The following is a 475-nucleotide window of genomic DNA, read 5'->3' as shown; positions in this document are numbered from 1 at the left end:
GAGTAGTGGCTCATTATGAACAATTGAAATAAAGGACATAGGATGAAGCTCAACTTTAAAAGTTCAGGACAAAAAACCGATGCTAATTTTATGGAACTATCCGGTTTACATGATGCATTTACGGGTCAACGACTCAATATAATCTTAGGTTTACACCAGTGTAAAAACTGTCAGGTTTTTTACCACTCAGAGAGTCTAACCACCCTTATTGATACAAGTTTTGGCCAATGTATTGCGTGTCAGTCTACACAAATTCAGACCATTAACAGTTATGAATTGGATGTTACTCGAACGCTTGATGAACGCAGAGAGCGGATTGGGGTGCTACCTTCTGTTTTATTGCAGTCAGACCTCCTCGCGACCGTAGACCCACTCGGTGAAGATTGGGAGAAAACCAAAGATGAATAACACCTCGATAAAACTCATCCTCTCAATGGCCTTTTCGCCCCTCCTTTTGGCTTTCACTTCCACCGGT

1 protein-coding gene is annotated in these 475 nt (G+C 41.7%); it reads left to right on the top strand.

Features of this window, described 5'->3' with window-relative positions:
• Window positions 1-42: 42 nt before the first annotated feature.
• A complete protein-coding gene (locus A142_RS16230; RefSeq protein ID WP_019820914.1) occupies window positions 43-408 on the top strand; it encodes a hypothetical protein in 366 nt (121 codons plus the stop codon).
• Window positions 409-475: the final 67 nt, after the last annotated feature.

Origin of the sequence: Vibrio splendidus 12E03, from assembly GCF_000272105.2 — a bacterium.
Lineage (GTDB): Bacteria > Pseudomonadota > Gammaproteobacteria > Enterobacterales > Vibrionaceae > Vibrio > Vibrio splendidus_I.
Note: the sequence above shows the minus strand (reverse complement) of the source record. Positions and strands in the feature narration are given on the sequence as shown.